38 protein-coding genes are annotated in these 22,782 nt (G+C 67.1%); 34 read left to right on the forward strand and 4 right to left on the reverse strand.

The window, feature by feature from the left end:
• The first annotated feature begins 113 nt into the window (after window positions 1–113).
• Window positions 114–2,531 (forward strand): GH92 family glycosyl hydrolase, encoded by a 2,418-nt coding sequence (locus ACZ6MZ_RS20285; RefSeq protein ID WP_469353381.1) that lies wholly within the window; start codon window positions 114–116, stop codon window positions 2,529–2,531.
• 94 nt (window positions 2,532–2,625) lie between these two features.
• Here ACZ6MZ_RS20285 and ACZ6MZ_RS20290 read toward each other — a convergent pair whose 3' ends face one another.
• From ACZ6MZ_RS20290 to ACZ6MZ_RS20300, 3 genes are all read right to left on the reverse strand, one after another.
• Window positions 2,626–3,384: an SDR family NAD(P)-dependent oxidoreductase gene (locus tag ACZ6MZ_RS20290; protein WP_384336250.1), complete on the reverse strand. Its 759-nt coding sequence runs from the start codon at window positions 3,382–3,384 to the stop codon at window positions 2,626–2,628.
• Between the two features lie 58 nt (window positions 3,385–3,442).
• The gene (locus ACZ6MZ_RS20295; protein WP_469353382.1) at window positions 3,443–4,411 is read right to left on the reverse strand and encodes an alpha/beta hydrolase; all 969 of its coding nucleotides are present in this window, start codon (window positions 4,409–4,411) and stop codon (window positions 3,443–3,445) included.
• A 98-nt stretch (window positions 4,412–4,509) separates the two neighbouring features.
• Entirely contained in the window at window positions 4,510–4,827 is a 318-nt protein-coding gene (locus ACZ6MZ_RS20300) for a putative quinol monooxygenase (RefSeq protein WP_383914445.1), read from the reverse strand.
• Window positions 4,828–4,971: 144 nt separating this feature from the next.
• Between ACZ6MZ_RS20300 and ACZ6MZ_RS20305 the strand changes: the two genes are divergently transcribed.
• Window positions 4,972–5,877, forward strand: coding sequence for an AraC family transcriptional regulator (locus ACZ6MZ_RS20305; RefSeq protein WP_469353384.1), 906 nt, complete (start codon window positions 4,972–4,974; stop codon window positions 5,875–5,877).
• A gap of 108 nt (window positions 5,878–5,985) precedes the next feature.
• Here ACZ6MZ_RS20305 and ACZ6MZ_RS20310 read toward each other — a convergent pair whose 3' ends face one another.
• Window positions 5,986–6,426 carry an ATP-binding protein gene (locus ACZ6MZ_RS20310; protein ID WP_469353386.1) on the reverse strand — a complete coding sequence of 147 codons (441 nt, stop codon included), beginning with the start codon at window positions 6,424–6,426 and terminating at the stop codon, window positions 5,986–5,988.
• A gap of 154 nt (window positions 6,427–6,580) precedes the next feature.
• On the opposite strand from ACZ6MZ_RS20310, the gene ACZ6MZ_RS20315 reads away from it, so the two are divergent.
• The 32 genes from ACZ6MZ_RS20315 (at window position 6,581) to rpsM (ending at window position 22,740) form a co-directional block, all read left to right on the forward strand.
• Window positions 6,581–7,459 (forward strand): helix-turn-helix domain-containing protein, encoded by an 879-nt coding sequence (locus ACZ6MZ_RS20315; RefSeq protein WP_469353388.1) that lies wholly within the window; start codon window positions 6,581–6,583, stop codon window positions 7,457–7,459.
• Window positions 7,456–7,662: a DUF397 domain-containing protein gene (locus ACZ6MZ_RS20320; RefSeq protein ID WP_469353389.1), complete on the forward strand. Its 207-nt coding sequence runs from the start codon at window positions 7,456–7,458 to the stop codon at window positions 7,660–7,662. Before ACZ6MZ_RS20315 ends, ACZ6MZ_RS20320 begins: the two co-directional genes overlap by 4 nt.
• Before the next feature lie 3 nt (window positions 7,663–7,665).
• On the forward strand, window positions 7,666–7,872 hold the full coding sequence (locus ACZ6MZ_RS20325; protein WP_469353391.1) for a DUF397 domain-containing protein: 207 nt from the start codon (window positions 7,666–7,668) through the stop codon (window positions 7,870–7,872).
• Window positions 7,873–7,876: 4 nt separating this feature from the next.
• On the forward strand, window positions 7,877–8,083 hold the full coding sequence (locus tag ACZ6MZ_RS20330; protein WP_469353393.1) for a DUF397 domain-containing protein: 207 nt from the start codon (window positions 7,877–7,879) through the stop codon (window positions 8,081–8,083).
• Window positions 8,080–8,286 carry a DUF397 domain-containing protein gene (locus ACZ6MZ_RS20335; RefSeq protein ID WP_469353394.1) on the forward strand — a complete coding sequence of 69 codons (207 nt, stop codon included), beginning with the start codon at window positions 8,080–8,082 and terminating at the stop codon, window positions 8,284–8,286. Before ACZ6MZ_RS20330 ends, ACZ6MZ_RS20335 begins: the two co-directional genes overlap by 4 nt.
• A 426-nt stretch (window positions 8,287–8,712) precedes the next feature.
• Window positions 8,713–9,021 (forward strand): 30S ribosomal protein S10, encoded by a 309-nt coding sequence (gene rpsJ, locus ACZ6MZ_RS20340; protein ID WP_003948644.1) that lies wholly within the window; start codon window positions 8,713–8,715, stop codon window positions 9,019–9,021.
• 14 nt (window positions 9,022–9,035) lie between these two features.
• Window positions 9,036–9,680, forward strand: a complete 645-nt coding sequence (gene rplC / locus ACZ6MZ_RS20345) for a 50S ribosomal protein L3 (RefSeq protein ID WP_384188885.1) — start codon at window positions 9,036–9,038, stop codon at window positions 9,678–9,680.
• 8 nt (window positions 9,681–9,688) lie between these two features.
• Window positions 9,689–10,342: a 50S ribosomal protein L4 gene (gene rplD, locus ACZ6MZ_RS20350; protein WP_384188883.1), complete on the forward strand. Its 654-nt coding sequence runs from the start codon at window positions 9,689–9,691 to the stop codon at window positions 10,340–10,342.
• A complete protein-coding gene (rplW, locus tag ACZ6MZ_RS20355) occupies window positions 10,342–10,659 on the forward strand; it encodes a 50S ribosomal protein L23 (RefSeq protein ID WP_384188882.1) in 318 nt (105 codons plus the stop codon). Before rplD ends, rplW begins: the two co-directional genes overlap by 1 nt.
• Window positions 10,660–10,709: 50 nt before the next feature.
• Window positions 10,710–11,546, forward strand: coding sequence for a 50S ribosomal protein L2 (rplB, locus tag ACZ6MZ_RS20360; RefSeq protein ID WP_384188880.1), 837 nt, complete (start codon window positions 10,710–10,712; stop codon window positions 11,544–11,546).
• A gap of 12 nt (window positions 11,547–11,558) precedes the next feature.
• Window positions 11,559–11,840: a 30S ribosomal protein S19 gene (gene rpsS / locus ACZ6MZ_RS20365; RefSeq protein WP_030351437.1), complete on the forward strand. Its 282-nt coding sequence runs from the start codon at window positions 11,559–11,561 to the stop codon at window positions 11,838–11,840.
• Window positions 11,841–11,882: 42 nt separating this feature from the next.
• Entirely contained in the window at window positions 11,883–12,230 is a 348-nt protein-coding gene (gene rplV / locus ACZ6MZ_RS20370) for a 50S ribosomal protein L22 (protein WP_016645177.1), read from the forward strand.
• Entirely contained in the window at window positions 12,230–13,081 is an 852-nt protein-coding gene (gene rpsC / locus ACZ6MZ_RS20375) for a 30S ribosomal protein S3 (protein ID WP_319680015.1), read from the forward strand. The genes rplV and rpsC overlap by 1 nt, the downstream gene beginning before the upstream one ends.
• Before the next feature lie 5 nt (window positions 13,082–13,086).
• Complete coding sequence (gene rplP / locus ACZ6MZ_RS20380; protein ID WP_014047785.1) at window positions 13,087–13,506, forward strand: 50S ribosomal protein L16; 420 nt, start codon at window positions 13,087–13,089, stop codon at window positions 13,504–13,506.
• Complete coding sequence (rpmC, locus tag ACZ6MZ_RS20385) at window positions 13,506–13,730, forward strand: 50S ribosomal protein L29 (protein WP_078075545.1); 225 nt, start codon at window positions 13,506–13,508, stop codon at window positions 13,728–13,730. The genes rplP and rpmC overlap by 1 nt, the downstream gene beginning before the upstream one ends.
• Window positions 13,730–14,014 carry a 30S ribosomal protein S17 gene (rpsQ, locus tag ACZ6MZ_RS20390; RefSeq protein WP_383042246.1) on the forward strand — a complete coding sequence of 95 codons (285 nt, stop codon included), beginning with the start codon at window positions 13,730–13,732 and terminating at the stop codon, window positions 14,012–14,014. Before rpmC ends, rpsQ begins: the two co-directional genes overlap by 1 nt.
• Window positions 14,015–14,120: 106 nt before the next feature.
• Window positions 14,121–14,489, forward strand: a complete 369-nt coding sequence (gene rplN, locus ACZ6MZ_RS20395) for a 50S ribosomal protein L14 (protein ID WP_384188878.1) — start codon at window positions 14,121–14,123, stop codon at window positions 14,487–14,489.
• Window positions 14,490–14,491: 2 nt separating this feature from the next.
• Complete coding sequence (rplX, locus tag ACZ6MZ_RS20400; RefSeq protein WP_030351442.1) at window positions 14,492–14,815, forward strand: 50S ribosomal protein L24; 324 nt, start codon at window positions 14,492–14,494, stop codon at window positions 14,813–14,815.
• The gene (gene rplE, locus ACZ6MZ_RS20405; protein WP_384188876.1) at window positions 14,815–15,375 is read left to right on the forward strand and encodes a 50S ribosomal protein L5; all 561 of its coding nucleotides are present in this window, start codon (window positions 14,815–14,817) and stop codon (window positions 15,373–15,375) included. Before rplX ends, rplE begins: the two co-directional genes overlap by 1 nt.
• Before the next feature lie 2 nt (window positions 15,376–15,377).
• A complete protein-coding gene (locus ACZ6MZ_RS20410) occupies window positions 15,378–15,563 on the forward strand; it encodes a type Z 30S ribosomal protein S14 (RefSeq protein ID WP_003948630.1) in 186 nt (61 codons plus the stop codon).
• A 236-nt stretch (window positions 15,564–15,799) separates the two neighbouring features.
• On the forward strand, window positions 15,800–16,198 hold the full coding sequence (gene rpsH / locus ACZ6MZ_RS20415; protein WP_384188874.1) for a 30S ribosomal protein S8: 399 nt from the start codon (window positions 15,800–15,802) through the stop codon (window positions 16,196–16,198).
• A gap of 21 nt (window positions 16,199–16,219) precedes the next feature.
• Window positions 16,220–16,759, forward strand: coding sequence for a 50S ribosomal protein L6 (rplF, locus tag ACZ6MZ_RS20420; protein WP_384188872.1), 540 nt, complete (start codon window positions 16,220–16,222; stop codon window positions 16,757–16,759).
• Between the two features lie 3 nt (window positions 16,760–16,762).
• The gene (gene rplR, locus ACZ6MZ_RS20425; protein WP_384188870.1) at window positions 16,763–17,146 is read left to right on the forward strand and encodes a 50S ribosomal protein L18; all 384 of its coding nucleotides are present in this window, start codon (window positions 16,763–16,765) and stop codon (window positions 17,144–17,146) included.
• A gap of 46 nt (window positions 17,147–17,192) precedes the next feature.
• Window positions 17,193–17,795 (forward strand): 30S ribosomal protein S5, encoded by a 603-nt coding sequence (gene rpsE / locus ACZ6MZ_RS20430; protein WP_254372698.1) that lies wholly within the window; start codon window positions 17,193–17,195, stop codon window positions 17,793–17,795.
• Window positions 17,795–17,977, forward strand: a complete 183-nt coding sequence (rpmD, locus tag ACZ6MZ_RS20435; protein WP_384188868.1) for a 50S ribosomal protein L30 — start codon at window positions 17,795–17,797, stop codon at window positions 17,975–17,977. The genes rpsE and rpmD overlap by 1 nt, the downstream gene beginning before the upstream one ends.
• A gap of 1 nt (window position 17,978) precedes the next feature.
• Window positions 17,979–18,434, forward strand: a complete 456-nt coding sequence (rplO, locus tag ACZ6MZ_RS20440; protein WP_384188866.1) for a 50S ribosomal protein L15 — start codon at window positions 17,979–17,981, stop codon at window positions 18,432–18,434.
• A gap of 254 nt (window positions 18,435–18,688) precedes the next feature.
• A complete protein-coding gene (gene secY / locus ACZ6MZ_RS20445; protein WP_384188864.1) occupies window positions 18,689–20,008 on the forward strand; it encodes a preprotein translocase subunit SecY in 1,320 nt (439 codons plus the stop codon).
• Window positions 20,008–20,673, forward strand: coding sequence for an adenylate kinase (locus ACZ6MZ_RS20450; protein WP_384188862.1), 666 nt, complete (start codon window positions 20,008–20,010; stop codon window positions 20,671–20,673). The genes secY and ACZ6MZ_RS20450 overlap by 1 nt, the downstream gene beginning before the upstream one ends.
• 123 nt (window positions 20,674–20,796) lie before the next feature.
• Entirely contained in the window at window positions 20,797–21,633 is an 837-nt protein-coding gene (gene map, locus ACZ6MZ_RS20455; RefSeq protein ID WP_469353402.1) for a type I methionyl aminopeptidase, read from the forward strand.
• A 140-nt stretch (window positions 21,634–21,773) separates the two neighbouring features.
• Window positions 21,774–21,995 (forward strand): translation initiation factor IF-1, encoded by a 222-nt coding sequence (infA, locus tag ACZ6MZ_RS20460; protein WP_003956442.1) that lies wholly within the window; start codon window positions 21,774–21,776, stop codon window positions 21,993–21,995.
• Between the two features lie 57 nt (window positions 21,996–22,052).
• Window positions 22,053–22,166, forward strand: coding sequence for a 50S ribosomal protein L36 (gene rpmJ / locus ACZ6MZ_RS20465; RefSeq protein WP_003956441.1), 114 nt, complete (start codon window positions 22,053–22,055; stop codon window positions 22,164–22,166).
• A gap of 193 nt (window positions 22,167–22,359) precedes the next feature.
• Window positions 22,360–22,740 (forward strand): 30S ribosomal protein S13, encoded by a 381-nt coding sequence (gene rpsM, locus ACZ6MZ_RS20470; protein WP_366393636.1) that lies wholly within the window; start codon window positions 22,360–22,362, stop codon window positions 22,738–22,740.
• Window positions 22,741–22,782 lie beyond the last annotated feature (42 nt).

Here is a 22,782-nt window from a genome sequence, read left to right on the forward strand (position 1 = left end):
CGAACACTCCTAGGGTCGCAGCGATCTCAACGAGCGCATCGGCACAGGAGAGGGCGTGGTTCGCGATGGAAGCGGTCCGGAAGAGGGCGAGACTCGGGAGCCGATCGGCGCTGATGGGCGGGGGAGTCGCGGTCGCCATGGCCGGGCTGGTCGCCTCGCTCGTCGGCGCCCCGGCAGCAGGCGCGGCGGCAGGCGCGGCGCCGGCCGCCGCCGAGGTGCGCCATCCCGTTCAGTACGTGGATCCGCTCATCGGCTCCACCAACGGCGGCAACACCTACCCCGGCGCCAATCTGCCGTTCGGCATGATCGCCTGGTCGCCGACCAGCACCGCCGGAGACCAGACCAACACCGCGGCGGCCAACGGCTACTCGTACGACACGACCCGCCTCCGCGGGTTCAGCCTCACGCACGTCAACGGCGCGGGCTGCCACCCCGGGGCCGCGGGTGATGTGCCGATCATGCCGTTCGTGGGGGAGGTCGACTCGTCCCCCTCCGCCGACACCAAGGACGAGAAGTACGCCGCGAACTTCTCGCACGACAACGAGAAGGCCGAGCCCGGCCGTTACCGCCTGGGCCTCGACTCGGGCGCGGCCACCGACCTCGCGGTCACCGAGCGCGCCGGCGTCGCCGACTTCACCTTCCCCGAGGACAAGCCGGCCAGCCTCCTCTTCCGGGTCTCCAACTCCCTCAACGGCAGCGAGAACGCGCACGTCGAGATCGACGAGGCGAAGCGCGAGGTGACCGGCTGGGTGGAGACCGGCGCGTTCTGCGGGCGCCGCGCCAACGGCGGCGAGAACAACCGTAAGAGCTACTACCGCCTCTACTTCACCGCCGCGTTCGACCGCGCCTTCTCCGGCGTCGGCACCTGGCAGAACGACCGCCTCTCCGCCGGCTCCACCACGGCCGACGGAGGCGAGGGGTACGCCACCGGAGCGGACCGGGCCGGCCGCGGCTCCGGCGGATATGTGACCTTCGATACGAAGCGTGACAACGATGTCCGGATGCGGGTCGGCATCTCGTACGTCTCCCTCGCGGGGGCCGAGGCCAACCTCCGTGAGGAGATAGCGCCCCGGGCGAGCGTGGCGGAGGTCGCGTCGGCCGGCCGGGCGGCCTGGGACGAGCAGCTGCGCGACGTCGGGATCAGCGGCGGCAGCGAGGCACAGCGCACCACGTTCTACACCGCCCTCTACCACTCGCTCCAGCAGCCCAACCTGATCAGCGATACCGACGGCCGCTACCTCGGTATGGACGGGCGGCTCCAGCGCGTCGGGCGCGGGCAGGGGGCGCAGTACAGCAACTTCTCCGGCTGGGACCAGTACCGGGCCCAGGTGCAACTGCTCGCCCTGCTGGAACCACGCGTCGCGGGTGACTTCGCCCAGTCGCTGTTCAACTTCGCCCAGCAGAACGGCGGGGTCTGGGACCGATGGGTGCACATCAGCGGCGCGACCCATGTGATGACGGGCGATCCCACGGCCGCCACGCTGGCGACCTTCTACGCCATGGGGGTACGGAACTTCGACGTCAAGGGCGCGTTCGACTCCCTCTACCGCCAGGCCACCGTCCCGCACCCGGCCGGGCTCTCCGACGCGGGCTGCCCGGGCCAGTGCGAGGGCCAGCGCCCCAACCTGGCCCAGTACCTCGACTCGCGGTACGCCGCGCAGGACGCCTGCCACTGCTGGGGCGGCGCCGCCGAGACCCTGGAGGACTCCGTCGCCGACGCCGCCCTCGCGCGGTGGGCCAAGCTGCTCGGCCGTGACCGGGAGTACGAGGAGCTGAGCGCGCGGGGCGGCTACTGGCGGAATGTGTTCAATCCGCAGGCCACCGCCGGGGCGGGCTACATCCAGGCCAGGAACCTGGACGGCTCCTGGGTCACCCCCTTCGACCCCGCCTCCGACCGCGGCTTCGCCCAGGGCAGCGCGGCGACGTACACCTGGATGGTGCCGCAGGATGTGCAGGGGCTGGCCACGGCGATGGGCGGCCGCGCGACGGCGGCGGCGCGGCTGGACGCCTTCTTCCACAAGCCCGACGGCTCATGGTCGATCCGCGGCGGCGATCCGCTGCGCTACGACCCCACCAACGAGCCGGGCATCCACGCCCCGTGGCTGTACAACGCGCTCGGCCAGCCCTGGAAGACGCAGGAGACCGTCCGTGAGCTGGTCGACACGGTGTACGGGACCGGGCCGGCGGGGCTTCCTGGCAACGACGACCTCGGCACCATGTCGGCGTGGTACGTCTTCGCCGCGCTGGGCATCTATCCGCAGGCTCCCGGCCGCGCCGACCTGCTGCTGACCGGTCCGCTGTTCCCGCGCGCGGTGATCGCCCCGGCGGGGACGCGGCGCGCGATCACGATCACGGCGCCGGCCGCCTCCGACGCGAACCTGTACGTGAACGCGGTCCAGGTCAACGGCGCACGGCGCGACGCCTCATGGCTCGACAGCTCATTCCTGCACACGGGCGGCTCCCTCTCCTTCAAGCTGGGCGACCGCCCGGACTCCGGCTGGGCGACGGCCCCTGCCGGCTTGCCGCACTAGCACGACCGACGTTCATCGTGCCGCTGAGGCCCCGTCGAGTTCCTCGGCGGGGCCATCGTGCTACCGAAGCGGCCAGGTACGGGGGGCAGGACGCCTAGAGGTTGTATCCGCCCGATACCTCGATGTTCTGAGCGGTGACCCAGCGGCTTTCGTCGGAGACCAGTGTGGCGATCATCGCGCCGATGTCGTCGGGTTCGCCGACCCGGCCGAGCGCCGTCCTCGCGGCGAGGGCCGGGACGACCTCGGGGAACCGGGTGAAGGCGTCGTCGGCGATCCGGGTGCGGGTCGAACCCGGTGAGACCGCGTTGACCCGGATGCCCCGCGTGCTGAATTCCTTGGCCATGTACCGGGTCAGCACATCCAGGCCGCCCTTCATCGACGCATAGGCCGAGTAGCCGGGCTCCAGGCCGGCCATCGCGGCCGAGTTGCTGCTCGTGTTGACGATGGCCCCGCCGTCCGCCATCAGGGGCAGCAGCCTCTGCGTCAGGAAGTACGGTCCCTTGAGCAGGACCCGCATCAGGCTGTCGAACGTCTCCTCGGTCGTGTCCTCGATCAGCGATGTCCGCGCGAAGCCGGCGTTGTTGACCAGGTGGTCGAAGGTGTCGCGCTGCCAGGTGTCGCGCAGGACGTCTGCCACCGTGTCGCGGAAGGCCGCGAAGGTGCCGGTCTCGCCGACGTCCAGGGGCAGTGCGACGGCGGTGCCGCCCTCCTTCTCGATGGCGGCGGCCGTCGCCAGCCCTCCTTGTGTGTTCTTGCCGTAGGTCAGGATGACGCCGGTTCCGCGCTTGGCGATCTCGATGGCGGCGCTCTGTCCGATGCCGGAGCTGGCGCCCGTGACGATGGCGACCTTCATGGTGTTCCTCCTGGGTGCGGTCGTGCGTGCCAGTGGGTGAGTGAGTGCGCCGGCGGCGCTATGTGGCGGAGTTCGGGGGCATGACCCGGGCGAGCCAGTCGGCGCGGGTCCGGCGGGCCGTGGCCGATATGGCCGCCTGCGGGTACAGCGCGTCGAACCCGTGGAAGCCGCCCGCCCAGACATGTAGTTCGGCCTGGCCGCCGGCCGCCCAGACGCGGGTGGCGTAGTCGGCGTCCTCGTCGCGGAAGACTTCGGCGGAGCTGGTGTCGATGTAGGTGGTCGGCAGGCCCGAGAGGTCGTCGGCCAGCGCGGGTGAGACGTACGCGGGTACCTCGTTGTCGGCGAGGTCACCGAGGACACAGCGCCATCCGAACTCGTTCATCTCGCGGGTCCAGACGCCGGGTCCGCCGGAGTACTGGCGGCTGGAGGTGCTGGTGTTGCGGTGGTCGAGCATGGGGCAGATCAGCATCTGCGCGGCAATCGCCGGCGTGCCGAGGTCGCGGGCCAGCAGGGTGACGCCGGCGGCGAGGCCGCCGCCCGCGCTGGCGCCCGCCACGACGATCCTGGCGGGATCGATGCCCAGTTCGGCGGCGTGGTCGGCGACCCAGAGCAGTCCTTGGTAACAGTCGTCGACCAGGAGGGTGCCGGTGGCCTCCGGAGCGAGCCGGTAGTCCACGGAGACCACGACCGCACCGAACTCGTCGAGCCACTCCAGCGGGATGTCGATCTGCGAGAAGCGGTCGCCCATGACCATCCCGCCGCCGTGCATCCAGTAGACGCAGGGTGCGGCGGTGGTGCGATCGGTGTTCGCGGGGCTGAAGACCGACAGCGGGATCGGCGCACCGTCCTTGGCGGGCACGGTGACCTCCCGCCGGTCGACCTGCCGGTGTGCGAGGAGTGACTCGACGGGTGTCGACGGGAGCTGGCGCAGTTGCGCGAGTACTTCCGGGCTGAGCTGGGACATGAGGGGCATGTCTGCGAGCAGTTCGCGCAGCTCGGGGTCCAGGTCGGGTCGTGGCGTGGTCATGGTGCTGCCTTTCGTGGGGTGATGCCGGACGGTTGGGCAAGGAGGGGGCCGCTCGGCAGGGGCCGGGGCAGCGGCAGGGGCGTGGGCCGATCGGCGGGTCAGAAGGTGGCCTTGCCGCGGACCGGCACGTAGTCGGTGTACGCGGACTCCTTGGCCAGGAGTCCGCCGATCTGCGCCACGATGGCCTGGGCGGGCTCGCCGGCGAAGATCCGGTGGTGGTCCTCCTCGCTGGTCCAGCCCTCGGTGACGTGGACGACGTCGGGGTCGGACGCGGAACGGGAGACGAGATAGACGACGCAGTGTGCGCTCGCGCCCGGGCTGCCCTCGTTCAGCCCGGTCAGCAGCAGGTCGACCAGCTGGTCGCCCATTCCGGGCTTCGCGGTCAGGGTGGCGTTGAAGCCATAGTTGGCGATCATGGATGCCTTCTTCGGTGGTGATGGAGTGGAGTGATTCCATTCAACCGCCGTGACCTGCGGAAACGTTAGAACAATGCTCGCTCGCACTTGCACGATCCTCGCGGTCACAGGAGCTGAGGCGTCGAATGGTGCTGCAATGGACGCATGCACCTCGAAGAGCTCCGCACCCTGCTGGCCCGGCATGCCCGGCCCGACTGGACCACCGCGATCGACGGCGTCCTCATCTCGAAGGTCGACCGGTCGGATCCGCCGGCGCCCTCGATGTCCGGCACCGTGCTCGCGGTCATCGCCCAGGGCGCCAAACGCCTTGCCCTGGGCGACCGGGTGTACGAATACCGCGCCGGGCAGTACTTGGTCGCGTCGGTCGACCTGCCCGTCACCGGACAGTTCACCCAGGCCGAACCCGATCAGCCGGCGCTGGGGTTCGGTCTCCTGCTGGAACCGTCCGCGGTCGCCGAGCTGCTGCTACAAGCCGGGCCTGGAGACACTCCCCGCGTCGGCGGAGGCGCGCCGTCGGGGATCGCCGTCAGCGACGCTTCGACCGCGCTGCTGGACGCGGTGGTCCGGCTGCTGCGCCTGCTTGACGAGCCCCGCGACCGGGCCGTACTGGCCCCGCTGGTCAAGCGCGAGATCCTGTGGCGCCTGATCGCCGGGGAGCAGGGCGCGACGGTTCGCCAGCTCGGCCTGGCCGACAGCAGCCTCAGCCACGTCTCCCGGGCCGCGGGCTGGATTCGCGAGCACTACGCGCAGCCGTTCCGGGTCGAGGACGTGGCGCGGCTGTCCGGCATGAGCGTCTCCGCCTTCTACCGCAACTTCCAGGCGGTGACCGCGATGAGCCCGATCCAGTTCCAGAAGCAGATCCGGCTGCAGGAGGCCCGGCTGCTGCTCGCCACCCACCCGGGCGATGTCACCGGAGTCGGCCGCCGCGTCGGCTATGACAACCCGTCACAGTTCAGCCGGGAATACCGCCGCCAGTTCGGCGCACCCCCCAGCCAGGACGCCGCCCGCCTCCGCCACACCGCGCGCACCCCCGCAGGCGCCCTTGCCTGAGCCGTGGACAACAGACGCGGCGGGGCAGGCATCCGGCCCGCCTGGGAACTCGCAGCCCCGGCACGCAGCCCACCGGGGCCAGGGTTTCCCGGCCCCGGTGGGCTGGGGTCAGGGCGTGAGGTCCAGCTCGGCCCAGACCGTCTTGCAGGGGGCCGGTCCGGTCGTGACGCCCCAGCGGTCGGCCAGCGCTGCCACGAGGATCAGGCCACGGCCCGACTCCCCGTCGGCGGGCGCCGCTCGGCGGGTGGCGGGAAGGCGGTCTGCCTGGGTGTCCGTCACCTCGATACGGAGCGTGCCGGGCGCCGGGAAGGTCAGTACGAGGCGGAAGTCCCGGCCCGGCGTGCGTCCGTGCAGCGCGGCGTTCGACGCCAGCTCCGCGATCACGTGCGCGGCCGTCTCGAACGGCATCTCCCACGAGCGCAGCTGCTCCACGGCGAGGAGCCGGGCGAGCCGGGCGCCTCTGCGGGTGGAGGACAACTGGACGCGGAACCGACGGGCGGGGAGCGCCGCTCGGGCCGGCGGGCGCTGGTCGGTGATTTTGGGGTTCACGTCACACAGCGTGGCCGGACGTGCGTAGGCTGAATAGGGACGACGCCCGTACGGACAGTGACTGTCCTGCTGCGGCCCGGTTCTGTCCGGGCTGTCCACCATCACCTTCCGTGAGCGGGCGCGGTGAGCGACGAACATGTCGGAGGTGTACGCGGTGAGCGCGGACGGCGGCGGTACGGACTACCCGGTGGACGGGGCGGACGAACCCGACTGGGAACCCGATCTGGAAGACGACTCCGGAGCGGTGATCGCGGCGGTCGGCCGTCAGATCAAGCTCTGGCGGGAGTCGGCGGGTCTCGGCCAGGCCGAATTCGGGATGAAGATCGGCTACGGCGAGAACCAGGTCTACAAGGTCGAGGCCGGCAAGCGCATCCCGAGGCCGGAGTTCCTTGACCGGGCGGACGAGGTCCTGGGAGCGGGCGGCAAGATCGCCGCGATGAAGCGCGACGTGGCGGAAGCGCGGTACCCGCGGAAGGTGCGGCACCTGGCCAAGCTGGAGGGCGACGCCGTTGAGCTGGGAACCTACGCCAACCACAACATCTTCGGTCTGCTCCAGACGGAGGAGTACGCCCGCGCCCTCTTCCGCATGCGGCGTCCGCTCTTCGCCGATGAGGTCGTGGAGCGCAACGTTGCCGCACGCATGGCGCGTCAGGCGATCTTGGACCCGTCCACGACCGTCCCGGTCTTCAGTTTTGTCCAGGAAGAAGTGACGCTGCGGCGGCCGTTGGGCGGCAGAATGGTTCAGCGACGACAGCTCGAACGGCTTCTCGAAATTGGCCAGTTGAGGAATGTCGAGATCCAGGTCATGCCGACGGATCTTGATGATCACGCGGGCATGGGGGGCGAGATCCAGCTGCTCAAGCTTCGGAGCGGAGGGACGATCGGATACCTCGAAGCCCAGAGCTACAGGCGGCTGGTCTCTGAGTTGACGGAGGTGCAGTCGTTGGAGATGCAGTATGGGATCATCCGGGCGCAAGCCCTTACCCCAAGTAAGTCGTTGGCCTTCATCGAGAAAGTACTGGGAGAGACATGACCCGCCAGCCCTCTGCCGGGGACGCTGCCGCGCTGGAGTGGACCAAGAGCAGCTACAGCAGTAACGAAGGCGCGGCCTGCGTCGAGGTCGCGACCACCACCGGAGCCGTTCTCGTCCGGGACTCCAAGGACACCCGCCGCCCGCACCTCGGCTTCGCGCCGGGCGCGTGGGCCGAGTTTGTGCTGCACGCGTCGAGGGGCTGACAGATGGCTCGCAAGCTCTCTTCCAGAGAAGCTGCCGCACTGAAGTGGTTCAAGAGCAGCTACAGCGGCAGCAACAACAACGACTGTGTCGAGGTCGCGGCCGGCCCTGGAGTCGTTCTCGTCCGGGACTCGAAGGACATCCGCCGTCCCCACCTCGGCTTCGCGCCGGGCGTCTGGGCCGGATTCGTTGCGTACGCGTCGAGGGGCTGAACAGATGACTCGCAAGCTCTCTGCCGGGGACGCCGCAGCGCTGGAGTGGAGCAAGAGCAGCCACAGCAGCAATGAAGGCGCGAACTGTGTCGAGGTCGCGTTCGCTCCTGGCGCGGTCCTCGTACGCGATTCCAAGAACGTGCACCGTCCGCATCTCGGCTTCACGCCTGGCGCGTGGGCGGGCTTCGTGAGAGTGCTGGGGGAGATATGACCCGCCAGGCTTCTACCGGGAACGGTTCCGAACCGGCGTGGTTCAAGAGCAGCTACAGCGGCAGCGACAACAACGACTGCGTCGAGGTCGCTGCCACCCCGGGAATCGTTCTCGTCCGGGACTCCCAGGACGTCCGCCGTTCCCACCTCGGCTTCGCGCCAAGCGCGTGGGCCGGGTTCGTGGCGTACGCGTCGGAGCGCTGAATTTCGGGGCCGAACCGCCGCAGGATTTGGGCAGCGTGCCGTGGGGTACTCTTTCCGGCCCGATTGGCCAGGGCCGTGGGGCCTATGGCACACTGTTCAGGTTGCTCGGTTGAGTGCCGATGCTGCGCGCCTCCCGCCGGGAGGACCGGAAGCGAGTCCCACAGTACTCGTCGTCCCAACTGCCTTTCGGGGCAGCGCTGGGACGGACGTACGGGAATCTTCCGGGAAGTGTCAGCGGGGCCCCTACCAGGCACCCGGGTGGTGTTCTGCCCCCGGCTCGCGGACTTGGGCCGTACCCCTTGGCAGGGAAAATCCTTCGGGAGATTTTCGTGAAAGGGATGCGACACGCCCGACCGCGTGGGTCGGAGCAGGACGCGAACCTACCGGGTTCCAGAGCGTTACGAGAGACAGGACTACGAAGCAGCCATGGCGGGACAGAAGATCCGCATCCGGCTCAAGGCCTACGACCACGAAGTCATCGACTCCTCGGCGAAGAAGATCGTCGAGACGGTGACGCGTACTGGTGCGTCGGTCGCGGGCCCGGTGCCGCTGCCCACTGAGAAGAACGTGTACTGCGTCATCAAGTCGCCGCACAAGTACAAGGACTCGCGCGAGCACTTCGAGATGCGCACGCACAAGCGCCTGATCGACATCCTCGACCCGACGCCCAAGACCGTTGACTCGTTGATGCGCCTGGACCTTCCGGCCGGCGTTGACATCGAGATCAAGCTCTGAGAGGCGCGGAAGAGATGGCAAAGCAGATCAAGGGTGTCCTGGGCGAGAAGCTCGGCATGACCCAGGTCTGGGACGAGAACAACCGTGTCGTCCCGGTGACCGTCGTCAAGGCCGGGCCCTGTGTTGTGACCCAGGTCCGTACGAATGACTCCGACGGCTACGAGTCGGTCCAGATCGCCTTCGGCGAGATCGACCCTCGCAAGGTGAACAAGCCCCTCAAGGGCCACTTCGCCAAGGCCGACGTGACCCCGCGCCGCCACCTGGTGGAGCTCCGCACCTCCGACGCGAGCGAGTACACGCTCGGCCAGGAGGTCACTGCCGAGGTGTTCGAGTCCGGCGTCAAGGTTGACGTCACGGGCAAGAGCAAGGGCAAGGGCTTCGCCGGTGTCATGAAGCGTCACAACTTCAAGGGCCTCGGCGCCGGTCACGGCACCCAGCGCAAGCACCGCTCGCCTGGCTCCATCGGTGGCTGCGCCACCCCGGGTCGTGTGTTCAAGGGCATGCGGATGGCCGGTCGCATGGGCAACGAGCGGGTCACCACCCAGAACCTGACCGTTTATGCCGTTGACGCGGAGAAGGGCCTGCTCCTGATCAAGGGCGCGGTTCCTGGTCCGAACGGCGGCCTCGTCCTGGTCCGTACCGCGGCCAAGGGGGCCTGAGGTAACTGATGAGCACCGTTGACATCCTTTCGCCGGCAGGCGACAAGGCCGGGACCGTCGAACTCCCCGCGGAGATCTTCGACGCCAAGGTCAGCATCCCGCTGATCCACCAGGTCGTTGTCGCCCAGCTGGCCGCTGCCCGACAGGGCACGCACAAGACCAAGACCCGCGGCGAAGTCCGTGGTGGTGGCAAGAAGCCGTACCGCCAGAAGGGCACCGGCCGCGCCCGTCAGGGTTCGACCCGTGCGCCGCAGTTCGCCGGCGGTGGCGTCGTCCACGGCCCGCAGCCGCGTGACTACTCGCAGCGGACCCCCAAGAAGATGAAGGCCGCCGCCCTGCGCGGTGCCCTCACCGACCGGGCCCGTCACTCTCGTATCCACGTCGTTTCCGGCCTGGTCGAGGACGCGGTGTCCACCAAGGCCGCGAAGACCCTGATCGGCAAGATCAGCGAGCGCAAGAACGTGCTCCTGGTCGTCGAGAGGGCCGACGAGGCCGCGTGGCTGTCCGCCCGCAACCTGCCCCAGGTGCACATCCTGGCGCCGGGCCAGCTGAACACGTATGACGTGCTCGTCTCCGACGACGTGGTCTTCACCAAGGCCGCCTTCGAGTCCTTCGTGTCTGGCCCTTCCAAGGCCGCTGACGACGAGGGGAGCGAAGCCTGATGGCCGAGATCACCAGCAAGACCTTCACGGACCCGCGCGACATTCTTGTCAAGCCCGTGGTCTCCGAGAAGAGCTACGCGCTGCTCGACGAGAACAAGTACACGTTCATCGTGGCGCCCACGGCCAACAAGACCCAGATCAAGCAGGCCGTGGAAGCGGTCTTCTCGGTCAAGGTCGCCGGGGTGAACACGATCAACCGTCAGGGCAAGCGCAAGCGCACCCGCACCGGTTTCGGTAAGCGCGCGAACACCAAGCGCGCCATCGTGACCCTCGCTGAGGGCGACCGTATCGACATCTTCGGCGGCCCGGCCTCCTGACGGAGGTCGAGTCGTCCAGGATCCGGAATTCTTCCGAGGACTGAGAGACAATGGGTATCCGCAAGTACAAGCCGACGACCCCGGGCCGTCGTGGCTCCAGCGTCGCCGACTTTGTCGAGATCACGCGGTCCACGCCGGAGAAGTCGCTGGTCCGCCCGCTGCACAGCAAGGGCGGCCGTAACAACGCCGGTCGTGTGACCGTTCGCCACCAGGGTGGTGGCCACAAGCGCGCCTACCGCGTGATCGACTTCCGTCGTCACGACAAGGACGGCGTGCCGGCCAAGGTCGCGCACATCGAGTACGACCCCAACCGCACCGCCCGCATCGCGCTTCTGCACTACGCAGACGGTGAGAAGCGCTACATCATCGCGCCGCGTGGCCTGTCGCAGGGCGCTCATGTCGAGAACGGTCCGGCCGCCGACATCAAGCCCGGCAACAACCTGGCGCTGCGCAACATCCCGGTCGGTACGACCATCCACGCCATCGAGCTGCGGCCCGGCGGCGGCGCGAAGTTCGCCCGCTCCGCGGGTGCCTCCGTGCAGCTGCTGGCGAAGGAGGGCTCCATGGCCCACCTTCGTATGCCGTCCGGTGAGATCCGTCTGGTCGACGTCCGCTGCCGCGCCACCATCGGCGAGGTCGGCAACGCCGAGCAGTCGAACATCAACTGGGGCAAGGCCGGCCGTATGCGCTGGAAGGGCGTTCGCCCGACCGTCCGCGGTGTCGCGATGAACCCGGTCGACCACCCGCACGGTGGTGGTGAGGGCAAGACCTCCGGTGGTCGCCACCCGGTCAGCCCGTGGGGTCAGAAGGAGGGTCGTACTCGCTCGCCGAAGAAGGCAAGCAGCAAGTACATCGTCCGCCGCCGCAAGACGAACAAGAAGCGCTAGGAGCGGGTTTAGATGCCGCGCAGTCTCAAGAAGGGGCCCTTCGTCGACGACCACCTGATCAAGAAGGTGGACGTCCAGAACGAAGCAGGCACCAAGAACGTCATCAAGACCTGGTCCCGTCGCTCGATGATCGTCCCGGCCATGCTGGGCCACACGATCGCGGTGCACAACGGCAAGATCCATGTCCCGGTGTTCGTCACCGAGTCCATGGTCGGCCACAAGCTCGGCGAGTTCTCGCCGACTCGCACCTTCCGCGGCCACGTCAAGGACGACCGGAAGTCGAAGCGCCGCTAACGCGGGGTGGAACTGACTATGACTCACACCGAAGGGACAACCATGGAAGCCAGGGCCCAGGCGCGGTACATCCGCGTCACGCCCATGAAGGCCCGCCGAGTGGTGGACCTCATCCGTGGCATGGATGCCACGGAGGCTCAGGCGGTCCTGCGCTTCGCCCCGCAGGCCGCGAGCGTGCCGGTAGGCAAGGTGCTTGACAGCGCCATTGCCAACGCCGCGCACAACTACGACCACTCCGACGCCTCTTCGCTGGTCATCAGCGAGGCGTATGTGGACGAGGGTCCGACCCTGAAGCGGTTCCGGCCGCGTGCCCAGGGACGTGCCTACCGGATCCGTAAGCGGACCAGCCACATCACCGTGGTCGTCAGCAGCAAGGAAGGAACCCGGTAATGGGCCAGAAGGTTAACCCGCATGGGTTCCGGCTCGGTATCACCACGGACTTCAAGTCCCGTTGGTACGCCGACAAGCTGTACAAGGACTACGTCAAGGAAGACGTTGCCATTCGTCGCATGATGACGAAGGGCATGGAGCGGGCCGGCATCTCGAAGGTTGAGATCGAGCGCACCCGTGACCGCGTCCGCGTGGACATCCACACCGCACGTCCGGGCATCGTCATCGGCCGCCGCGGCGCCGAGGCGGACCGTATCCGCGGCGAGCTGGAGAAGCTGACCGGCAAGCAGGTCCAGCTGAACATCCTCGAGGTCAAGAACCCCGAGGTGGACGCTCAGCTGGTGGCCCAGGCCGTCGCCGAGCAGCTGTCCTCCCGCGTCTCCTTCCGTCGCGCCATGCGTAAGAGCATGCAGTCGACGATGAAGGCCGGCGCCAAGGGCATCAAGATCCAGTGCGGTGGCCGTCTCGGCGGCGCCGAGATGTCCCGCTCGGAGTTCTACCGCGAGGGCCGCGTGCCCCTGCACACGCTCCGTGCGAACGTCGACTACGGCTTCTTCGAGGCCAAGACGACCTTCGGCCGTATCGGCGTGAAGGTCTGGATCTACAAGGGCGACGTCAAGAACATCGCCGAGGTGCGTGCCGAGAACGCCGCGGCCCGTGCCGGCAACCGTCCGGCCCGTGGTGGTGGCAACGACCGTCCCGCCGGCCGTGGTGGCCGCGGTGGCGAGCGTGGCGGCCGTGGCCGCAAGCCGCAGCAGAGCCCGGCTGCCGAGGCCCCCAAGGCCGACGCCGCCGCCGCTGCTCCGGCCGCTGAGGCGACGTCCTCTTCTACCGGCGGAACGGAGGCCTGACCGAAATGCTGATCCCCCGTAGGGTCAAGCACCGCAAGCAGCACCACCCGAAGCGCAGCGGAATGTCCAAGGGTGGCACGCAGGTTGCGTTCGGCGAATACGGTATCCAGGCGCTGACGCCCGCGTACGTGACGAACCGCCAGATCGAGGCCGCTCGTATCGCGATGACCCGTCACATCAAGCGTGGCGGCAAGGTCTGGATCAACATTTACCCGGACCGTCCGCTCACCAAGAAGCCTGCCGAGACCCGCATGGGTTCCGGTAAGGGTTCCCCCGAGTGGTGGATCGCGAACGTCAAGCCCGGTCGGGTGATGTTCGAGCTGTCCTACCCGAACGAGAAGATTGCGCGTGAGGCGCTTACCCGCGCTGCTCACAAGCTTCCGATGAAGTGCCGGATCGTTCGGCGCGAGGCAGGTGAGTCGTGATGGCGGCCGTTACCAAGGCGTCCGAACTGCGCGAGCTGGGCGGCGAGGAGCTTGTCGCCAAGCTTCGCGAGGCCAAGGAAGAGCTGTTCAATCTCCGCTTCCAGGCGGCGACCGGTCAGCTCGAGAACCACGGGCGGCTGAAGCTCGTCCGCAAGGACATCGCGCGGATCTACACCCTGATGCGTGAGCGCGAGCTGGGCATCGAGACGGTGGAGAGCGCCTGATGACTGAGAGCAACGTGACCGAGACGAACACCGACCGCGGATTCCGCAAGACCCGTGAGGGCCTGGTCGTCAGCGACAAGATGGACAAGACCGTCGTCGTCGCTGTCGAGGACCGTGTGAAGCACGCGCTGTACGGCAAGGTCATCCGCCGTACGAACAAGCTCAAGGCGCACGACGAGCAGAACGCCGCCGGCATCGGCGACCGCGTCCTCCTGATGGAGACCCGGCCGCTGTCCGCCACGAAGCGGTGGCGCATCGTCGAGATCCTCGAGAAGGCCAAGTAAATCCCTCCGAGGGGATTCCCTCGGAATAGTTCCGCCAGGCTCGGTGGGGCTCCGTGAGTGACTCGCGGAGCCCCACCGGGAACCGGCAGACGATCAGGAGATAGACGTGATCCAGCAGGAGTCGCGACTTCGTATCGCCGACAACACTGGTGCAAAGGAGATCCTTTGCATCCGTGTTCTCGGTGGTTCGGGTCGCCGCTACGCGGGTATCGGTGACGTCATCGTCGCCACCGTCAAGGACGCGATCCCCGGTGGCAACGTGAAGAAGGGTGACGTCATCAAGGCGGTCATCGTTCGCACCGTCAAGGAGCGCCGCCGCCAGGACGGCTCGTACATCCGCTTCGACGAGAACGCCGCCGTCATTCTGAAGAACGACGGCGACCCTCGCGGCACCCGTATCTTCGGCCCGGTGGGCCGTGAGCTGCGCGAGAAGAAGTTCATGAAGATCATCTCGCTCGCGCCGGAGGTGCTGTAAGCATGAAGATCAAGAAGGGCGACCTGGTTCAGGTCATCACCGGTAAGGACAAGGGCAAGCAGGGCAAGGTCATTGTGGCCTACCCCACGCAGGACCGTGTTCTCGTCGAGGGTGTCAACCGGGTCAAGAAGCACACCAAGGCCGGTCAGACGGCTCGTGGTTCGCAGACCGGTGGCATCGTGACCACCGAGGCCCCGATCCACATCAGCAACGTTCAGCTGGTGGTGGAGAAGGACGGCAAGAAGGTCGTCACCCGCGTTGGCTACCGCTTTGACGACGAGGGCAACAAGATCCGCGTTGCCAAGCGGACCGGTGAGGACATCTGATGACTGCCACCACCAACGCGCCGCGTCTGAAGCTGCGCTACCGCGAGGAGATCGCCGGCAAGCTGCGTGAGGAGTTCTCCTTCGAGAACGTCATGCAGATCCCCGGCCTCGTCAAGATCGTGGTCAACATGGGTGTGGGCGACGCCGCCCGCGACTCCAAGCTGATCGAGGGCGCCATCCGCGACCTCACCACGATCACCGGGCAGAAGCCGTCCGTCACCAAGGCCCGGAAGTCCATCGCGCAGTTCAAGCTGCGCGAGGGTCAGCCGATCGGCTGCCACGTCACCCTCCGCGGTGACCGCATGTGGGAGTTCCTGGACCGTACGCTGTCGCTCGCGCTGCCGCGTATCCGTGACTTCCGCGGCCTGTCCCCGAAGCAGTTCGACGGCCGTGGCAACTACACCTTCGGTCTCACGGAGCAGGTCATGTTCCACGAGATCGACCAGGACAAGATCGACCGGGTCCGGGGCATGGACATCACCGTGGTCACCACGGCGACCAACGACGACGAGGGTCGTGCCCTCCTTCGTCACCTCGGCTTCCCGTTCAAGGAGAACTGACCGTGGCGAAGAAGGCTCTGATCGCTAAGGCCGCCCGCAAGCCGAAGTTCGGTGTGCGCGGTTACACCCGCTGCCAGCGCTGCGGCCGTCCCCACTCCGTCTACCGCAAGTTCGGCCTGTGCCGCGTGTGCCTTCGTGAGATGGCCCACCGTGGCGAGCTGCCGGGCGTGACCAAGAGCTCCTGGTAATTCCCTTTCTGGGAATTACCCGAAGCTCTCGGTAAGCAACTGGTTGGCGGGAGCCCTCCCCCACATGCCGTAGGCTTGTGGGGTTGGGCGCCTGCCGTCCATTACGTCCGCGGGCAAAGCCCGCTCAACGACGCTTACTACGCCGTAGGTCCCCGCACCGCACCCGTCCCGGCTCTGATCGGGGAGAGGGATGGCGCATACAGGAAACCCCGGCGAGAGAGGCCGAAGGCCAATTCATGACCATGACTGATCCCATCGCAGACATGCTCACGCGTCTGCGTAACGCGAACTCGGCATACCACGACGACGTCGTGATGCCGCACAGCAAGATCAAGTCGCACATCGCGGAGATCCTCCAGCAGGAGGGCTTCATCACCGGCTGGAAGGTCGAGGACGCCGAAGTCGGCAAGAACCTCGTCCTGGAGCTGAAGTTCGGCCCGAACCGCGAGCGTTCGATCGCCGGCATCAAGCGCATCTCCAAGCCGGGTCTGCGCGTGTACGCGAAGTCCACCAACCTGCCGAAGGTCCTCGGCGGCCTGGGCGTGGCGATCATCTCCACGTCCTACGGTCTCCTGACCGGCCAGCAGGCAGGCAAGAAGGGCGTAGGTGGGGAAGTCCTCGCCTACGTCTGGTAGTCGGGAACGGAGGAAAAGCTCATGTCGCGAATCGGCAAGCTCCCCATCCAGGTTCCCGCCGGTGTGGACGTCACCATCGATGGCCGTACGGTCGCGGTGAAGGGCCCCAAGGGCACCCTCTCGCACACCGTTGCCGCGCCGATCGAGGTCACCAAGGGCGAGGACGGCATCCTTCAGGTGCTGCGCCCCAACGACGAGCGTCAGAACAAGGCCCTGCACGGCCTGTCCCGCACGCTGGTGGCGAACATGATCACCGGCGTGACCCAGGGATACATCAAGGCGCTCGAGATCAGCGGTGTCGGTTACCGCGTCCAGGCGAAGGGCTCCAATCTGGAGTTCGCCCTGGGCTACAGCCACCCCATCCTGATCGAGGCCCCCGAAGGCATCACCTTCAAGGTCGAGACGCCCACGAAGTTCTCCGTCGAGGGCATCGACAAGCAGAAGGTCGGCGAGGTCGCCGCGAAGATCCGCAAGCTGCGGAAGCCCGACCCGTACAAGGCCAAGGGCGTCAAGTACGCCGGCGAGGTTATCCGCCGCAAGGTCGGAAAGGCGGGTAAGTAAGCCATGGCATACGGTGTAAAGATCGCCAAGGGTGACGCGTACAAGCGCGCCGCCATCAAGCGTCGCCACATCCGCGTCCGTAAGCACGTCTCCGGTACGCCGGAGCGTCCTCGTCTGGTCGTGACGCGCTCCAACCGCAACATCGTCGCGCAGGTCATCGACGACATCGCGGGCCACACGCTCGCGTCGGCGTCGACCCTGGACACCTCGATCCGCGGTGGCGAGGGCGACAAGAGCGCCCAGGCCACGCAGGTCGGCGCCCTGGTCGCCGAGCGTGCCAAGGCCGCCGGTGTCGAGGCCGTCGTGTTCGACCGTGGTGGCAACAGGTACGCCGGGCGCATTGCCGCTCTGGCTGACGCCGCCCGCGAAGCCGGGCTGAAGTTCTAAGCCCCGGTTCCGGGACTAACGGACGTAACAGAGAGAGGTAAATCCAATGGCTGGACCCCAGCGCCGCGGAAGCGGTGCCGGTGGCGGCGAGCGGCGGGACCGGAAGGGTCGCGACGGTGGCCCTGCCGCCGAGAAGACCGCTTACGTTGAGCGCGTTGTCGCGATCAACCGCGTTGCCAAGGTTGTGAAGGGTGGTCGTCGCTTCAGCTTCACCGCGCTGGTCGTGGTGGGCGACGGTGACGGCACCGTAGGTGTCGGTTACGGCAAGGCCAAGGAGGTGCCGGCCGCCATCGCCAAGGGTGTTGAGGAAGCGAAGAAGAACTTCTTCAAGGTTCCCCGCATCCAGGGCACCATCCCGCACCCGATCCAGGGCGAGAAGGCCGCGGGCGTCGTCCTGCTCAAGCCGGCTTCCCCCGGTACCGGCGTTATCGCCGGTGGCCCGGTGCGTGCCGTGCTCGAGTGCGCGGGCGTCCACGACATCCTGTCGAAGTCGCTCGGCTCGGACAACGCGATCAACATCGTGCACGCGACCGTGGCGGCCCTCAAGGGCCTGCAGCGTCCCGAGGAGATCGCGGCCCGCCGCGGTCTGCCCCTCGAGGACGTCGCCCCCGCGGCTCTGCTGCGTGCGCGTGCGGGAGCGGGTGCGTAATGGCTCGCCTCAAGATCACGCAGACGAAGTCGTACATCGGCAGCAAGCAGAACCACCGCGAGACCCTGCGTTCGCTCGGGCTGAAGCGCCTGCACGACGTGGTGGTCAAGGATGACCGTCCCGAGTTCCGCGGCATGGTGCAGACCGTCCGCCACCTCGTGACGGTTGAGGAGGTCGACTGACATGGCGGAGCAGAAGCCGCTGAAGGTCCACAACCTCCGTCCTGCCCCGGGCGCCAAGACCGCCAAGACCCGTGTGGGTCGTGGTGAGGCGTCCAAGGGTAAGACCGCAGGTCGTGGTACCAAGGGCACCAAGGCCCGTTACCAGGTTCCGGAGCGCTTCGAGGGTGGGCAGATGCCCCTCCACATGCGTCTCCCGAAGCTCAAGGGCTTCAAGAACCCGTTCCGCACCGAGTACCAGGTCGTGAACCTGGACAAGCTCGACGCTCTCTACCCCGAGGGCGGCGAGGTCACGGTGGCCGATCTGGTCGCCAAGGGTGCGGTCCGCAAGAACAGCCTCGTCAAGGTCCTGGGCCAGGGCGAGATCTCCGTGGCGCTGCAGGTTTCGGTTGACGCCGTCTCCGGCTCCGCCAAGGAGAAGATTGCCGCCGCCGGCGGCACCGTCACCGAGCTCGTCTGAGACAACTCGATGGCCTGAACACCGACCGGGGATGCCTCTCAAAAGGGGCATCCCCGGTTGGTCGTTCCACGGTGGGCACTGTCGCCGGTAAGGTGGCGTGCATTGTTGGTGTATTGAAGCCGGGGGCTCGCCCCCGGACCCCCGCCGCGCGGTGTGTCCGCAGGGGTTCCCCGCGCGGTTTCGCTTGTCCCTTATCCGTCGATCCTCAATACCGTCACCTCTGACGCAGTAGCGCGGGGGTCGCAGGAGGCACCGTGCTCACCGCGTTCGCCCGGGCGTTCAAGACGCCCGACCTGCGCAAGAAGCTGCTCTTCACACTCGCCATTATCGTGCTGTACCGGCTCGGGGCACATATCCCCGTACCGGGTGTCAGTTACGAGAATGTCCAGACTTGTGTTGACGCGGCCCAGAAGGGCAACAACAGCCTGTTCGGTCTGGTGAACATGTTCAGCGGCGGGGCGCTGCTGCAGATCACGATCTTCGCGCTCGGCATCATGCCGTACATCACCGCGAGCATCATTCTGCAGCTGCTGACCGTGGTCATTCCCAGGCTGGAGGCCCTCAAGAAGGAGGGTCAGTCCGGCCAGTCGAAGATCACTCAGTACACCCGTTATCTGACGGTCGCCCTCGCCGTGCTGCAGGGCACCGGCCTGGTCGCGACCGCGCGCAGCGGCGCGCTGTTCAGTGGCTGCCCAGTAGCCACAGAGATCGTTCCCGACCGGTCGATCTTCGTCACCGTCACGATGGTGATCACCATGACCGCGGGTACCGCGGCGGTCATGTGGCTCGGTGAGCTCATCACCGACCGCGGCATCGGCAACGGCATGTCCATTCTGATGTTCATCTCGATCGCCGCCGGGTTCCCCGGTGCGCTGTGGGCCATCAAGCAGAGCGGCACGCTCGCCAAGGGCTGGATCGAGTTCGGCACGGTCATTCTGATCGGCTTCGTGATGGTGGGCCTGGTCGTCTTCGTCGAACAGGCGCAGCGCCGGATCCCCGTGCAGTACGCGAAGCGCATGATCGGCCGCAGGTCCTACGGGGGTACGTCGACGTACATCCCGTTGAAGGTGAACCAGGCGGGTGTGATCCCCGTCATCTTCGCGTCGTCGCTCCTCTACATCCCGGCGCTGGTGGCGCAGTTCTCCAACTCGAGCTCGGGCTGGAAGACATGGATCGAGGCACACTTCGTCAAGGGTGACCACCCGTACTACATCGCGACGTACTTCCTGCTGATCGTGTTCTTCGCCTTCTTCTACGTGGCGATCTCGTTCAACCCCGAAGAAGTCGCCGACAACATGAAGAAGTATGGTGGCTTCATCCCGGGTATCCGGGCAGGTCGACCTACTGCCGAGTATCTGAGCTACGTGCTCAACAGGATCACTTGGCCGGGCTCGCTGTACCTGGGGCTGATCGCTCTTGTCCCGACGATGGCGTTGGCAGGCTTCGGCGGTGCGAACCAGAACTTCCCGTTCGGCGGGACAAGCATCCTGATCATCGTGGGTGTGGGTCTGGAAACCGTGAAGCAGATCGAGAGCCAGCTTCAGCAGCGTAATTACGAAGGGTTCCTCCGCTGATGCGAATCGTCCTCGTCGGACCGCCCGGTGCCGGCAAGGGAACGCAGGCTGCGTACCTCGCCAAAAACCTGTCGATCCCGCACATCTCCACGGGTGACCTGTTCCGCGCCAACATCAGCCAGGGCACCGCCCTCGGCAAACAGGCGAAGGCATACATGGACGCCGGGAACCTTGTGCCCGACGAGGTAACCATCGCGATGGCGCTGGACCGCATGGCCCAGCCGGACGCCCAGAAGGGTTTCCTGCTGGACGGCTTCCCGCGCAATGTGTCGCAGGCGGTGGCGCTGGACGAGGCGCTGGCGGCGGATGGTGTGACGCTGGACGCGGTCCTGGACCTGGAGGTCCCGGACGAAGAGGTCGTGAAGCGGATCGCCGGCCGGCGTATCTGCCGCAACGACAGCGCGCACGTCTTCCACGAGACGTACAGCCCGCCGGAGCGCGAGGGTGTCTGCGACGAGTGCGGCGGCGAGCTGTACCAGCGGGACGACGACTCCGAGGAGACGGTGCGGACCCGGCTGGAGGTCTACCACACGCAGACCGAGCCGATCATCGACCACTACCGGGCCCAGGGCCTCGTGGTCACGATCTCGGCGCTCGGTACGGTCACCGATGTGACCAAGCGTGCGATGGAGGCGCTTCAGCGGGACCGGGCCGCGCAGTCCTGAAGCAAGGTGTGACCAGTACGGCCGTGGCGTCCCTCGGACACCACGGCCGTACTGTTGAACGGGGCACAACCAGTCGTAACAACGTCACCAAGAGTCATTGAGAGTCAGGCGGAAGGCGCAGTCATGGTGGAGATCAAGACTCCCGAGCAGATCGCGAAGATGCGCGAGGCGGGACTGGTCGTCGCCGCCGTGCACGCGGCCACGAGCGAGGCCGCGGTGCCCGGCGCCACCACGAAGGATCTGGACCAGGTGGCCCGCAAGGTGCTCGCCGACCACGGCGCGAAGCCGAACTTCCTCGGGTACGGCGGGTTCCCCGCCACGATCTGCACCTCGGTGAACGATGTCGTGGTGCATGGCATCCCCGACGAGAAGACCGTCCTCAAGGACGGCGACATCATCTCCATCGACGCCGGCGCGATCATCGACGGCTGGCACGGCGACGCGGCCTTCACGGCGTTCGTCGGCACCGGTCACGCCCCGGAGCTGGTCGAGCTCTCCCGGGTGACCGAGGAGTCGATGTGGGCCGGTATCGCGGCGATGCGCAACGGCGGCCGGCTGGTCGACGTGTCCCGGGCGATCGAGACGTACATCCGCCGCCAGCCCCGTCCGGGCGGCGGCAAGTACGGGATCATCGAGGAGTACGGCGGTCACGGCATCGGTACGGAGATGCACATGGACCCGCACCTGCTGAACTACGTCTCCCGCAAGCGCGGCAAGGGCCCGAAGCTGATCCCCGGCTTCTGCCTGGCGATCGAGCCCATGGTGTCGCTCGGTACCCCCCGCACGGAGGTGCTGGAGGACCAGTGGACGGTCATCACGACCGATGGCACCTGGTCCTCGCACTGGGAGCACTCGGTGGCTCTCACGGAGGAAGGCCCGCTGGTTCTGACGGCCCCGGACGGCGGCAAGGCCAAGCTGGCGGAGCTCGGCGTGACGGCGGCGCCCGACCCGCTGGCTTAAAAATCTCCGCCGGTGGGCAAACTCCACGGATTCGTCTTTTCAGATGTGCTGCCGTAGACTGACGCGTCGGCTCTGGTGTACCCGTGTGTCCGCATGCGGCTGTTGGAGTCGATCAAGGTAGCCGATTCGAAGGGCGAAGCGTGGCCAAGAAGCAAGGTGCCATCGAAATTGAGGGCACCGTGATCGAGTCCCTCCCGAACGCCATGTTCAAGGTGGAACTCCAGAACGGTCACAAGGTCCTCGCGCACATCAGCGGCAAGATGCGGATGCACTACATCCGAATCCTTCCCGATGACCGGGTCGTGGTGGAGCTGTCTCCGTACGACCTGACGCGTGGCCGGATCGTCTACCGATACAAGTAGATCTTGCTGACACCCCTTAGTCGGGGTGCCGGCACTGACCCGGAGAACCTCAATCCCATGAAGGTCAAGCCGAGCGTCAAGAAGATCTGCGACAAGTGCAAGGTGATCCGCCGTCACGGTCGGGTCATGGTCATCTGCGACAACCTGCGCCACAAGCAGCGCCAGGGCTGACGCACGACCGCCTGCCTCTCGCAGTACTTCGCGCGACGCGAGCAACTCGTTAATACGCAGTGTCCGACCCCCCTGCGGGTGTCGACACCTCCGGCGGAGGCCGGAGACCCGGACTCGTCCCTGCCCAGGTGCGGGGACGGTCATGTCCGGGACAGACACTGTGGAAGACCTCCGACATCAACAGGAGCCATGAATGGCACGCCTCGCAGGCGTTGACCTCCCGCGCGAAAAGCGCGTCGAGGTCGCCCTCACCTATGTCTTCGGCATCGGGCGCACCCGGTCCAAGGAGACGCTCGCCGCCGTCGGCGTCGACGCGAACGTCCGCGTCCGCGATCTGGCCGAGGAAGACCTCGTCAAGATCCGCGAGTACGTCGACGCCAACCTCAAGACCGAGGGTGACCTTCGTCGCGAGATCGCCGCCGACATCCGCCGCAAGGTCGAGATCGGCTGCTACCAGGGTCTGCGTCACCGCCGCGGCCTGCCGGTGCACGGTCAGCGCACCAGCACGAACGCTCGTACCCGCAAGGGTCCGCGTCGCGCCATCGCCGGCAAGAAGAAGCCGGGCAAGAAGTAGTCCTCAGCGGACGCTCACCAGCGGTCTTCGCTGTAGGACCGA

It is taken from the genome of Streptomyces sp. NPDC042201, from assembly GCF_055582185.1.

Excerpts from the sequence above, each read along its gene's own strand:
- rpsJ (WP_003948644.1), top strand. The coding sequence starts at position 8,713 with ATGGCGGGACAGAAGATCCGCATCCGGCTCAAGGCCTACGACCACGAA.
- rpsE (WP_254372698.1), top strand. The coding sequence starts at position 17,193 with ATGGCTGGACCCCAGCGCCGCGGAAGCGGTGCCGGTGGCGGCGAGCGG.
- ACZ6MZ_RS20285 (WP_469353381.1), top strand. The coding sequence starts at position 114 with ATGGGCGGGGGAGTCGCGGTCGCCATGGCCGGGCTGGTCGCCTCGCTC.
- ACZ6MZ_RS20335 (WP_469353394.1), top strand. The coding sequence starts at position 8,080 with ATGACCCGCCAGGCTTCTACCGGGAACGGTTCCGAACCGGCGTGGTTC.
- rplR (WP_384188870.1), top strand. The coding sequence starts at position 16,763 with ATGGCATACGGTGTAAAGATCGCCAAGGGTGACGCGTACAAGCGCGCC.
- ACZ6MZ_RS20325 (WP_469353391.1), top strand. The coding sequence starts at position 7,666 with ATGGCTCGCAAGCTCTCTTCCAGAGAAGCTGCCGCACTGAAGTGGTTC.
- rplO (WP_384188866.1), top strand. The coding sequence starts at position 17,979 with ATGGCGGAGCAGAAGCCGCTGAAGGTCCACAACCTCCGTCCTGCCCCG.
- rplV (WP_016645177.1), top strand. The coding sequence starts at position 11,883 with ATGGAAGCCAGGGCCCAGGCGCGGTACATCCGCGTCACGCCCATGAAG.
- rplP (WP_014047785.1), top strand. The coding sequence starts at position 13,087 with ATGCTGATCCCCCGTAGGGTCAAGCACCGCAAGCAGCACCACCCGAAG.
- rplF (WP_384188872.1), top strand. The coding sequence starts at position 16,220 with ATGTCGCGAATCGGCAAGCTCCCCATCCAGGTTCCCGCCGGTGTGGAC.
- rpmC (WP_078075545.1), top strand. The coding sequence starts at position 13,506 with ATGGCGGCCGTTACCAAGGCGTCCGAACTGCGCGAGCTGGGCGGCGAG.
- ACZ6MZ_RS20320 (WP_469353389.1), top strand. The coding sequence starts at position 7,456 with ATGACCCGCCAGCCCTCTGCCGGGGACGCTGCCGCGCTGGAGTGGACC.
- rplX (WP_030351442.1), top strand. The coding sequence starts at position 14,492 with ATGAAGATCAAGAAGGGCGACCTGGTTCAGGTCATCACCGGTAAGGAC.
- ACZ6MZ_RS20450 (WP_384188862.1), top strand. The coding sequence starts at position 20,008 with ATGCGAATCGTCCTCGTCGGACCGCCCGGTGCCGGCAAGGGAACGCAG.
- rplB (WP_384188880.1), top strand. The coding sequence starts at position 10,710 with ATGGGTATCCGCAAGTACAAGCCGACGACCCCGGGCCGTCGTGGCTCC.
- map (WP_469353402.1), top strand. The coding sequence starts at position 20,797 with ATGGTGGAGATCAAGACTCCCGAGCAGATCGCGAAGATGCGCGAGGCG.
- rpsC (WP_319680015.1), top strand. The coding sequence starts at position 12,230 with ATGGGCCAGAAGGTTAACCCGCATGGGTTCCGGCTCGGTATCACCACG.
- rpsH (WP_384188874.1), top strand. The coding sequence starts at position 15,800 with ATGACCATGACTGATCCCATCGCAGACATGCTCACGCGTCTGCGTAAC.
- ACZ6MZ_RS20290 (WP_384336250.1), bottom strand. The coding sequence starts at position 3,384 with ATGAAGGTCGCCATCGTCACGGGCGCCAGCTCCGGCATCGGACAGAGC.
- ACZ6MZ_RS20305 (WP_469353384.1), top strand. The coding sequence starts at position 4,972 with ATGCACCTCGAAGAGCTCCGCACCCTGCTGGCCCGGCATGCCCGGCCC.
- rplD (WP_384188883.1), top strand. The coding sequence starts at position 9,689 with ATGAGCACCGTTGACATCCTTTCGCCGGCAGGCGACAAGGCCGGGACC.
- rpmJ (WP_003956441.1), top strand. The coding sequence starts at position 22,053 with ATGAAGGTCAAGCCGAGCGTCAAGAAGATCTGCGACAAGTGCAAGGTG.
- rpmD (WP_384188868.1), top strand. The coding sequence starts at position 17,795 with ATGGCTCGCCTCAAGATCACGCAGACGAAGTCGTACATCGGCAGCAAG.
- ACZ6MZ_RS20330 (WP_469353393.1), top strand. The coding sequence starts at position 7,877 with ATGACTCGCAAGCTCTCTGCCGGGGACGCCGCAGCGCTGGAGTGGAGC.
- rpsM (WP_366393636.1), top strand. The coding sequence starts at position 22,360 with ATGGCACGCCTCGCAGGCGTTGACCTCCCGCGCGAAAAGCGCGTCGAG.
- rplW (WP_384188882.1), top strand. The coding sequence starts at position 10,342 with ATGGCCGAGATCACCAGCAAGACCTTCACGGACCCGCGCGACATTCTT.
- rpsS (WP_030351437.1), top strand. The coding sequence starts at position 11,559 with ATGCCGCGCAGTCTCAAGAAGGGGCCCTTCGTCGACGACCACCTGATC.
- rplE (WP_384188876.1), top strand. The coding sequence starts at position 14,815 with ATGACTGCCACCACCAACGCGCCGCGTCTGAAGCTGCGCTACCGCGAG.
- ACZ6MZ_RS20295 (WP_469353382.1), bottom strand. The coding sequence starts at position 4,411 with ATGACCACGCCACGACCCGACCTGGACCCCGAGCTGCGCGAACTGCTC.
- ACZ6MZ_RS20300 (WP_383914445.1), bottom strand. The coding sequence starts at position 4,827 with ATGATCGCCAACTATGGCTTCAACGCCACCCTGACCGCGAAGCCCGGA.
- rplC (WP_384188885.1), top strand. The coding sequence starts at position 9,036 with ATGGCAAAGCAGATCAAGGGTGTCCTGGGCGAGAAGCTCGGCATGACC.
- rpsQ (WP_383042246.1), top strand. The coding sequence starts at position 13,730 with ATGACTGAGAGCAACGTGACCGAGACGAACACCGACCGCGGATTCCGC.